The sequence below is a fragment of the Microbacterium sp. K36 genome, from assembly GCF_004794355.1.
GTDB classification, from domain to species: domain Bacteria; phylum Actinomycetota; class Actinomycetes; order Actinomycetales; family Microbacteriaceae; genus Microbacterium; species Microbacterium paraoxydans_D.
In genome coordinates, this window is sequence record NZ_SSDN01000014.1 from 1 (window position 1) to 9,638 (window position 9,638).

9 protein-coding genes and 1 pseudogene are annotated in these 9,638 nt (G+C 68.8%); 7 read left to right on the top strand and 3 right to left on the bottom strand.

Annotated features, from left to right (window positions below; genetic code table 11):
- Positions 1-1,406, top strand: a 1,406-nt coding sequence (gene sucB, locus DW296_RS00340; protein ID WP_136050610.1) for a 2-oxoglutarate dehydrogenase, E2 component, dihydrolipoamide succinyltransferase, incomplete at its 5' end; no start/stop codon positions are given.
- A 16-nt stretch (positions 1,407-1,422) separates the two neighbouring features.
- On the opposite strand, the gene DW296_RS16615 is transcribed toward sucB, so the two are convergent.
- Positions 1,423-2,736 (bottom strand): hypothetical protein, encoded by a 1,314-nt coding sequence (locus DW296_RS16615; protein WP_240742939.1) that lies wholly within the window; start codon positions 2,734-2,736, stop codon positions 1,423-1,425.
- A gap of 270 nt (positions 2,737-3,006) precedes the next feature.
- Between DW296_RS16615 and DW296_RS00350 the strand changes: the two genes are divergently transcribed.
- Complete coding sequence (locus DW296_RS00350; protein ID WP_025103588.1) at positions 3,007-3,717, top strand: DUF4191 family protein; 711 nt, start codon at positions 3,007-3,009, stop codon at positions 3,715-3,717.
- A gap of 57 nt (positions 3,718-3,774) precedes the next feature.
- On the opposite strand, the gene DW296_RS00355 is transcribed toward DW296_RS00350, so the two are convergent.
- The gene (locus DW296_RS00355) at positions 3,775-4,962 is read right to left on the bottom strand and encodes a RimK family alpha-L-glutamate ligase (protein ID WP_060923121.1); all 1,188 of its coding nucleotides are present in this window, start codon (positions 4,960-4,962) and stop codon (positions 3,775-3,777) included.
- Between the two features lie 18 nt (positions 4,963-4,980).
- Here DW296_RS00355 and DW296_RS00360 point away from each other — a divergent pair, with 18 nt between their 5' ends.
- Positions 4,981-5,469, top strand: a complete 489-nt coding sequence (locus DW296_RS00360; protein WP_060923122.1) for an ATP-dependent zinc protease family protein — start codon at positions 4,981-4,983, stop codon at positions 5,467-5,469.
- Positions 5,470-5,472: 3 nt separating this feature from the next.
- Here the strand turns inward: DW296_RS00360 and DW296_RS00365 are convergent, their stop codons facing one another.
- The gene (locus DW296_RS00365) at positions 5,473-5,868 is read right to left on the bottom strand and encodes an RDD family protein (protein WP_025103591.1); all 396 of its coding nucleotides are present in this window, start codon (positions 5,866-5,868) and stop codon (positions 5,473-5,475) included.
- A 147-nt stretch (positions 5,869-6,015) separates the two neighbouring features.
- Here DW296_RS00365 and glnA point away from each other — a divergent pair, with 147 nt between their 5' ends.
- From glnA to DW296_RS00385, 4 genes and pseudogenes are all read left to right on the top strand, one after another.
- The gene (gene glnA / locus DW296_RS00370; protein WP_025103592.1) at positions 6,016-7,440 is read left to right on the top strand and encodes a type I glutamate--ammonia ligase; all 1,425 of its coding nucleotides are present in this window, start codon (positions 6,016-6,018) and stop codon (positions 7,438-7,440) included.
- Positions 7,441-7,645: 205 nt separating this feature from the next.
- Positions 7,646-7,936 (top strand): hypothetical protein, encoded by a 291-nt coding sequence (locus tag DW296_RS00375; RefSeq protein ID WP_062634394.1) that lies wholly within the window; start codon positions 7,646-7,648, stop codon positions 7,934-7,936.
- Positions 7,936-9,219 carry a putative T7SS-secreted protein gene (locus DW296_RS00380; RefSeq protein ID WP_342588942.1) on the top strand — a complete coding sequence of 428 codons (1,284 nt, stop codon included), beginning with the start codon at positions 7,936-7,938 and terminating at the stop codon, positions 9,217-9,219. Before DW296_RS00375 ends, DW296_RS00380 begins: the two co-directional genes overlap by 1 nt.
- A pseudogene (locus DW296_RS00385) lies at positions 9,216-9,638 on the top strand (hypothetical protein); the annotation flags it as partial. The gene DW296_RS00380 and the pseudogene DW296_RS00385, both read left to right, overlap by 4 nt.

A 9,638-nucleotide genomic window follows, 5' to 3' on the forward strand; every position in this document is an offset into this window, starting at 1 on the left:
CCCCCGCCGCTCCGGAGCCCGCCGCGGCTCCCGCAGCGGAGCAGCAGGCTCCCGCCGAGTCCGCTCCCGCCGAGGCCGCCCCTGCGGCTCCGTCCGGCGACGCCACCGACATCGTGCTCCCTGAGCTCGGCGAGAGCGTCACCGAGGGCACGGTCACCCGCTGGCTCAAGCAGGTCGGCGACTCGGTCGAGGTCGACGAGGCGCTCCTGGAGATCTCCACCGACAAGGTCGACACCGAGATCCCGTCGCCGGTCGCCGGCGTGCTGCAGGAGATCGTCGCCGGCGAGGACGAGACCGTCGAGGTCGGCGCCGTGCTGGCGCGCGTCGGTTCCGGCGCTGCGCCCGCCGCCCAGCCCGAGGCTCCGGCTCCGCAGGCCGAGGCTCCCGCCGCTCCCGCTCCGCAGGCCGAGGCTCCGGCACAGCCCGCCGCTCCGGCACAGCCCGCTGCTCCGGCAGCGCCCGCTCAGGCCGAGGCTCCCAAGCTGTCGCTGCCGACCGAGAACGACAACCTGTACGTGACCCCGCTCGTCCGCCGTCTGGCTGCGCAGCAGGGTGTCGACCTTGCCACGGTCAAGGGCACTGGCGTCGGGGGCCGTATCCGCAAGGAGGACGTCCTCAAGGCCGCCGAGACGGCGACGGCCGCACCGGCAGCTGCCGCGGCGCCCGCTCCTGCCCCGCTGGAGGTCTCGCCGCTGCGTGGGACCACTCAGCCGATGTCGCGCCTGCGCAAGGTCCTCGCCAAGCGCGCGGTGGAGTCCATGCAGCAGACGGCTCAGCTCACCACCGTGGTCGAGGTCGACGTCACAGCTCTCGCCGAGTACCGCGACAGCGTCAAGGCGTCCTTCCTCGAGAAGACGGGCGACAAGCTCTCCTTCCTGCCGTTCTTCGCGCTGGCGGCGGCGGAGGCCCTGCAGGCCTTCCCGATCATCAACGCGACGGTCGACGGCGAGCAGATCGTCTACCCGGCCTCCGAGAACGTCTCGATCGCGGTCGACACCGAGCGCGGTCTGCTCACGCCGGTGCTCCGCGACGCGGCGTCGAAGAACATCGCCGAGATCGCCCACGAGATCGCCGATCTCGCGGCGCGCACGCGTGACAACAAGCTGAAGCCGGACGAGCTCGCGGGCGGCACGTTCACGCTCACCAACACCGGTTCGCGCGGCGCGCTGTTCGACACGCCTGTGGTGTTCCTGCCGCAGTCGGCGATCCTCGGCACGGGTACGGTCGTCAAGCGCCCTGGTCTGGTCAAGGTCGGCGGCACGGACGCGATTGCGGTGCGCTCCTATGTGTACCTGGCCCTGTCGTACGACCACCGCATCATCGACGGCGCGGACGCAGCCCGCTTCCTCGGCGCTGTCAAGGCTCGCCTGGAGGCCGCGCAGTTCAGCGGTCAGCTCGGCGCCTGACTTCGACGGCTTCGGCTCACCTCGGCTGGTCCGCGACGCGATATGCGTCGCGGACCAGCCATTTTTCTTCCATGCGCGCGAGAACAAGAGTGATCGCACCCTGCGTCCCCTCCTCGCCAGCGGACGATGACGGCACTTCCAGAACGGCGATGTCTCCATACCGATCGATGAGAGCGGCGTCCTGGACGCCGGCGGCTCCGGCGACGAGTGGGATGACCTCCGACGGGCTCGCCGCGACCGCGTAAGCGCACACCCGGTCCTCCTGAGCTTCACACTCCTTGATCTGGGCCACGAGCCCCGGCAGGGCGAGCACCGGATCGTCGCCCGCCGGCGCCACCGTCGTGCGCGCCGAGGGGGCCGGCGACGACGCGTCCGCGTCCGCAGAGTCGACTCCCTCAGGATGAGGCGAGGCCGAGGGCCTGCTCTCCGGAGACCCGACCGCCGGATCATCTCGGTCGTTCGGCCACAGCAAGCCGGCTAGCAGCACCACCACCGCACTGACACCCGCCACGGCGAGTACCCGTGTCCGTCGGGATCCGGTCCCCCGCCCCGGTGCGGGCCGGTGCGGTCGGCCTGCTTGCCGGTCGATGAGCGCTCGCGCCCTGTCGACGAGGCGGTCGCGCAGAGCGAGAAGGTCGGCCACGATCCGCGTCGAGCGCGGTCCGCCCGGCCTTTCCACCCGCGACCGGCGGTGCCGCAGCCGCGCACGGGCAACCGGCTCGACCCGGACGCGCCGCAGCGCCCCGGCAACGCCCGTCTCTGCGAGAGGGCCCGCCCGGTCTTCGGCCGCCTCTTCCAATGGTCGCGGCGCCGCCATCTCCAGGAGCTCGCTCTCCGTCTCCTCGAGCAGCCGCCGCGGGACCCTGCGCTGTGCCGCGGCCGTGCCGACTCGATCCCGGGCGCGGTCGAGAGCCCGCGCCAGCATCTTGTCCGTACACTCCGCGCGCAGCAGGCCCATGATCTCCGAGACGGCAGATGCCGCCTCCTGGCCGGGCCCGACAACGAAGAGCGGCCGACCAGCCTCGGTGAGCCACCATGTTCCGAGCGCCTCGACAGCCGGCGCCGGACCCAGCTCGGTCAGTCCGCGCAGCAGACTCACGGCCACCGTGCCGATCTCCCCGGGGGGCAGCCCACCACGCGTCCGGAGCCGTCGGTCCAGGTACGACTCCAGGCGCTCCGTGCACCAGGGAAGCAACACGTCATGCCCATCCATCCGTCGGGCGATGTCGACCGGGGCGGCGATGTGCTGAGCGCCCGCGTACCGCCAGCCCGCCCAGCCGGCGAAACTCTCGGCGTCGGCGCGTACGAGCGGCCCGTCCGGTGAGGTCACGAGCGCACCGTGAAGGGGTCCTTCGGAGGGATCGAGGAGACGGATCGTGCGGTGCGCCTGGGCGAGCACGGTGGGTGCCTGCAAAGGAGTCTCACGCGCTGGTGTCATGTGGTCCATCCCACCCGACCCGCCCGACCCGGCGTGCCGGTTCGGTGCCGCCGGGATGGGATCCGGTCGCGGTCCGAATTGTGCAGGAATGGTCACCCTCTGCTCTCCGCTGCACGCGAACGGCGGCATCGCAACGCGCTCGGACTCGGTAGGCTGGTCTCCATGGCAAAGCGTGCTCCCGAACCCGAGAAGCGTCCTGGGTTCTTCTCCCAGATCAAGTCCCTCTTCCGGTTCACGCGCGAGGCCTACCCCTGGCTCCCCTGGGCGCAGGCCGCGATCCTCATCGGCGGCGTGCTCCTCGGTCTCCTGGCCGGCTACCTGATCCCGCCGTTCCAGGTGTGGACCCTCGTCCTGTGGGCCATCACCGGCCTCATGCTCGGCGTCCTCGGCGCCCTTTTCCTCATGACGCGGCTGTCGACCTCGGCCATGTACACGAAGATCGACGGCATGCCCGGTGCGACGGGTCACGTGCTCAGCACCAGCCTGGGTCGTCAGTGGCAGGCCTCCGAGACCCCGGTGGGCATCAACCCGAAGACGCAGGAGGCCGTGTACCGGACGGTCGGCCGCGGCGGCATCGTCGTCGTCGGCGAGGGCGCCCGCGGACGTCTGACGCGGCTGGTGAACGAGGAGCGCAGCCGGGCGCAGCGCGTCGCCCACGGCGTGCCGATCACGGTGCTCTACGTCGGGCACGGTGAGGACGAGGTGCCGATCGCCGACCTCGCGAAGACCATCAAGAAGCTCCCGAAGGCCATCGACAAGGCCACGATGGCGGCCGTCATCCGGCGCATCGACTCGGTCTCGCAGTCGCTGTCGTCGCTTCCCATCCCGAAGGGGATCGACCCGACGAAGGTGCGGGCGCAGCGTCCGCGCTGACCCGCTCCCCCGAACCGCGAAGCGCGGCCGTCCTCACCGAGGGCGGCCGCGCTTCTCTCATTCCGAGAGCGGCTGCTTGGGGAGGCGGCGCACCTTCGCCCGGCGGCGACGACGCTCGGGGATCATCGAGCGCATCTCATCGAGCTTGCCGAAGCAGAACAGGCGGTCGTCGGGTTCGAGGACCACGTGCTTGCGCGGGTTCGGGATCACGCTCACCCCGCGGTGCAGCGTGAGCACCGTGATGTCGCGTTCCCACAGACCCGCCTCTCCCAGCGTCTTGCCGACGAGGTCCGCGGCGCCGTGGACCATGAGCTCGGCGACGCCGTATCCCGTGGAGACCGTGAGGCGCTGCCGCACGTCGATCTCCGGGAAGGCGACCTGACCGGCGATGTAGTCGATGATCGCGCCCGCGACGTCGAGCTTGGTCGCAGTCTCGATGCCCTGCAGGCCCGGGGAGGAGTTGACCTCCATCACCAGGGGCCCCTCGTCCCCCTCCAGCATGTCCACGCCCGCGACACGGAGTCCCATGATCTGGGCCGACCGCACCGCGGCCCGCTCGTAGACCGGGTCGAGCTCGATCGCCTCGACCGAGCCGCCACGGTGCACGTTGGAGCGGAACTCGTCTCCGGCCGCCGAGCGACGCATGGCCGCGACCACGCGGTCCCCGACGACGAGCGCGCGGATGTCGCGCCCCCGGCTCTCAGCGATGAACTTCTGGATGAGCACGTTCTGCTTGGTGGAGTGGAGCGTCTCGATGATGGCCTCGGCCACCTTCACCTGAGGCGCGAGGATGACGCCGATGCCCTGGGTGCCCTCGAGCAGCTTGATCACCACGGGAGCGCCGCCGACGCGCTCGATCGCCGGTCGCACGTCGGCGCGGTTGCGCACGAAGGCCGTCGGAGGCATAGCGATGTTGTGCCGGGAGAGGATCTGGTTCGCCCGCAGCTTGTCGCGCGCGCTGGAGATGCCGTTCGCCGTGTTGGGGGTGTAGACGTCCATCTGCTCGAACTGCCGCACCACGGCGGTGCCGAAGTACGTGATCGAGTTGCCGATGCGGGGCAGGATCGCGTCGTAGTCGCTGAGCTGCCGGCCCCGGTAGTGCAGGTCGGGCTCATCGGAGGTCAGGTCGATCGCGAAGCGCAACGTGTTGAGCACCTTCACGTTGTGGCCCCGCTGCAGTGCGGCCGCGCGGAGGCGTTGGGTGGAGTACGCCTGCGGCGCACGGGACAGCACTGCGATCTTCACGGGGGATTTCCTGCCAGGATGTATCAGGTGAGTAGGTCTACCCATTCAAACACCCTTACGGGGTGGCGCGAGTGGGTGAGCCTACCCGATCTCGGCGTCGACTGGATCAAAGCCAAGATCGACACCGGCGCCCGCACCTCGTCCCTGCACGCGTTCGACATCCAGGAGTTCGCACGCGACGGCGAGGCCTGGGTGCGTTTCCGCGTGAAGCCCTGGCAGGACAGCCAGGAGGACGCCGTCGTCGTGGAGTCCCCCATCCACGACCGCCGGGCCGTCCGGAGCTCGTCCGGGCACGCGCAGGAGCGTCTCGTCGTGCAGCTGATGATCCGGCTCGTCGACCGCGAGGTGATGGCCGAGGTGACCCTGAGCAACCGGGACGAGATGGGTTTCCGCATGCTGATCGGCCGCGAAGCGCTGCGTCGCGGCTACGTCGTGGATCCGGCGCGTTCCTTCCTCGGCGGCCGCGCCCCCCGTGAGGCACGCCGGCGCAACCGCGGCCGCGCCTGAGCGTCAGGCGCGGATGAGGACCGTTCCCACAGCCTTGTCGTGCAGACCGCGCTGATCCGGGTCCCACACCACGGCCGGGATCACGATCAGGAGCAGCAGCGTGCGCACGATCGGGCGCCACAGGCCCACCCATCCGCCGTCGAGACGGACGACGCGCATGCCGAGGATGCGGTGCCCGGGGCTGCCACCCGCGGTCGGGATGAAGAGGATCTGCACGACGCCGAAGATGAGCAGCGTGGCGAACGGGTCGTACTGGAAGAACGCGACGGAGAGGATGACGGCTGCCGTCCAGTCGATCGCGAGGGCGCCGATCCGGCGTCCAGGGCGGCCGATGCTCCCCGGTCCGGACTCCGGGAGTCCGAGTCGCTCACCGGGGTACGTGTTCACAGCATCCGTCACCCCTCCAGCCTACCGAGGCTGTGGATGCCCTCCGATCCTGCTCACGCTGTAACACGGACGAAACAAAGCGGATACCGTGGAGAAATCCCCCGTCCGTACTGTGCAAAGTGGCCCCGAAGCCATCGATCCGCATCACAGGAGTCGTACATGTTCAAAGATTCGTCCGAGGTACTGGCCTACATCAAGGAGAACGACGTCAAATTCCTTGACATCCGTTTCACCGACCTCCCTGGTGTGCAGCAGCACTTCAACATCCCTGCGGCGACGGTCGACGAGGCCTTCTTCACGGACGGACAGCTGTTCGACGGCTCCTCCATCCGCGGCTTCGCCAGCATCCACGAGTCGGACATGCAGCTCATCCCGGATGTGACGACGGCGTACATCGACCCCTTCCGCGAGGCGAGCACCCTCGTGATGATCTTCGACATCTACAACCCGCGCACCGGCGAGATCTACTCGAAGGACCCGCGTCAGGTCGCGAAGAAGGCGGAGAAGTACCTCACCTCCACCGGCATCGCCGACACCGCGTTCTTCGCCCCCGAGGCCGAGTTCTACATCTTCGACGACGTGCGCTACTCCGTGACCGCCGGCGAGAGCTTCTACAAGGTCGACTCCGAGGAGGCCGCGTGGAACACCGGCCGCGAGGAGGAGGGCGGAAACCTCGCCAACAAGACCCCCTACAAGGGCGGCTACTTCCCCGTCAGCCCGGTCGACAAGACGGCCGACCTGCGCGACGACATCACCCTCAAGCTCATCGATGCGGGCTTCATCCTCGAGCGCTCCCACCACGAGGTGGGCACGGCCGGCCAGCAGGAGATCAACTACCGCTTCGACACCATGGTGCACGCGGCCGACGACATCCTGAAGTTCAAGTACATCGTCAAGAACACCGCCGAGGAGTGGGGCAAGGTCGCCACCTTCATGCCGAAGCCGCTGTACGGCGACAACGGCTCGGGTATGCACACCCACCAGTCGCTGTGGAACGACGGCAAGCCGCTGTTCTACGACGAGGCCGGCTACGGTCAGCTCAGCGACATCGCGCGGTGGTACATCGGCGGCATCCTGGCGCACGCGCCGGCACTGCTCGCCTTCACCAACCCGACGCTGAACAGCTACCACCGCCTGGTCAAGGGCTTCGAGGCTCCGGTCAACCTGGTCTACTCGGCCGGCAACCGCTCCGCCGCGATCCGCATCCCGATCACGGGCTCGAACCCGAAGGCCAAGCGCATCGAGTTCCGCGCCCCCGACGCCTCGGGCAACCCGTATCTCGCCTTCGCCGCGCAGCTCATGGCAGGCCTCGACGGCATCAAGAACCGCATCGAGCCGCACGAGCCCGTCGACAAGGACCTCTACGAGCTCCCGCCCGAGGAGGCCAAGAACATCCCGCAGGTGCCGAACTCCCTGCTGGACTCGCTCGAGGCGCTCCGCGCCGACCACCAGTTCCTCCTCGAGGGCGGCGTGTTCACCGAGGAGCTCATCGAGACCTGGATCTCCTACAAGTACGAGAACGAGATCCTGCCGATCGCTCAGCGCCCGCACCCGTTCGAGTACGAGCTGTACTTCGGAGTCTGAGCCGACCGCGGATCGCGAGAGAGCCCGTCCCCATCCCGGGGCGGGCTCTCTCGCCGTCCGGGGGGACTGTGCGATTACGGTAGCCTCAATCCTCCGTACTCATCCGAGGTGACTTCCTACGCATAAACAGACATTTCGCTATCAGCTGACCACGTCTTCGCCTATGCTCGATCCCGCAGCCGGGGGCTCGCAGGAAGAGGGCAGCATGTCGCAGGACTATGAGGTCGACACGGACGTGTTGCGGGCGATGGCGGCGAAGACGCGACGCATCGTCGCAGACGTCGGATCGACCGACCTCGCCCCGCCGACGAGTGCCGGCCACGAGTGGGTGGTCGCAGCCTCTGAGCGGTTCGCCGAAGCCTGGTCTGCGGGCCTCGCGTCCCGGGTGACGGACTCCGACGACTTCACCGAGCGTTTGGCGACGACGGCCCGGGTCTTCGACGAGGGGACGGATGCCGCGAAGGCCGAGGTCGACGCGATGATCTGGGAAGAGTGATGGAGCTCGGGCAGACCCGCTCCGCCACTGCCCTCATTCCTGGCTCCCCCGGCGAGGTCAGGGCGACGGCCGAGGCATGGAAGGCACACGGCGTGGCTGCGGCACGGGTGCGCGACCAGCTCGCGACGCTCGACGACGACGGCACCTGGACAGGCGAGGCCTACGACGCGTACTTGGCGCGCTTCGATCGTCAGCTGCTGCACTGGTCGAACGCCGGCGACGGGCTCCGCGAGGGCGCTCACGCCCTCTTCACCTGGGCGGATGCGCTGGAGTGGGCGCAGGAGGAGGCCGCGCGCGCCATCACCCTGTGGGACGAGGCCGGGCAGCAGGCCGCCACGGCACTGGACGCGCACCGCGCGTACGTCCGCGAGCTTCGGGTCGGGCAGGGCCTCCGGCACCCGGAGGCGGAGGTGCCGTTCGTCGACCCGTCCGGTCCGGCGCATGAACAAGCCAGAGAGGTGCTGTTCAATGCCCGGGCGACGCTGGAGGTGTTCGCCCGAGACTGCGCAGTCCGGTTGGACCAGGCTGCAGAGGCCGCGCGCATGCCGCTCACCGAGGCTGAGGCCGCGACCGCAGCCCAGCATGCCGTCACCGAGGTGGTGTTCACGCTCGCTGTCGTGCAGCCGTTCCAGGCCACGATGGACATGCTCGCCGTCTCCGCGCAGACGCTGTGGGAGCACCCGGACATCATCCTCGAACTTCTCGGCGGGGCTGCAACCTTCATCGGAGGCACCGCACTCGCCGTCGGTGGCGGAGGTCTGACGGTGACCGGAGTCGGCGCTCTCGCCGGTGCGCCCGCCATCACCGCGGGCGTCGGCGTCGCCGGAGTCGGTGCAGGGCTCATCGGCGACGCGGCAGGGCGATGGTTCCGCGAAACCGACAGAGCCGCCGACCCGCGCAAGGGCGTCGACCGTGGAGACGGACGAGACTACGAGGGCAAATACGCAAACGGTCAGGAGAACAAGCCGTGGGTCGACAAAGAGAAAATCGGACTTGACAAGTTCGCCGCTGAAGAGCAAGTGGAAGTGATCCGCACCAAAGCCAAGGTGGGATACGACGGCGCGCCGCAGGACGGCCGATACTATGACGGCCTCGTCCGAAACCCTGATGGGACGTTCACAGCTATCGAGATCAAGTCAGGTGGTGCTTATGACGCGTACTTTCGGCCAGGGAGCACACAGCGCCAGTTCGACGCGCAGGTGAACGATGGGGCCGTCGCGAGAGGGCGGCTCAATGGTGAGAGTATCGAGATTTCTAGGGTGATTGTCAGAAGGGAACCATGAGCAACTACGGACCGTTCGCAGAGAGAACCCCGCGCGGCCAGGAAGGGTGGATCGAAGAGGTCTTTCGTCCGGTCCCGGACACTCTTCGGCTGAGGCTCGCAGCGCTGGACGGCCTGGAGACATTCACCTACATCATCTGGCGGGGCAGCGACCCGACGAGCATCGTGGGGTTCGAGTCCAAGCCTGGTGGATCCTTCATGCAGGCGGCGGGTTCAGCCGATCAGATGACCGTGGAAGTCCGGTTGGCGGGGCCTGATGGTGAGAGCCACCTCTATGCGGTGGGGCGTGCCGAGCCCGTCGACGGGACGACGACGCTGATCCCGATCAGTCAGACCCGTGCGGTGCGCGTGTTCTCGAACGTCGGCCCCTGGGTGCAGGTGTACGCCCCGGGCGCCGCCGTGGTCAGCACCTCGCCGAAC

Excerpts from the sequence above, each read along its gene's own strand:
- DW296_RS00375 (WP_062634394.1), top strand. The coding sequence starts at position 7,646 with ATGTCGCAGGACTATGAGGTCGACACGGACGTGTTGCGGGCGATGGCG.
- glnA (WP_025103592.1), top strand. The coding sequence starts at position 6,016 with ATGTTCAAAGATTCGTCCGAGGTACTGGCCTACATCAAGGAGAACGAC.
- DW296_RS00350 (WP_025103588.1), top strand. The coding sequence starts at position 3,007 with ATGGCAAAGCGTGCTCCCGAACCCGAGAAGCGTCCTGGGTTCTTCTCC.
- DW296_RS00360 (WP_060923122.1), top strand. The coding sequence starts at position 4,981 with ATGTATCAGGTGAGTAGGTCTACCCATTCAAACACCCTTACGGGGTGG.
- DW296_RS00380 (WP_342588942.1), top strand. The coding sequence starts at position 7,936 with ATGGAGCTCGGGCAGACCCGCTCCGCCACTGCCCTCATTCCTGGCTCC.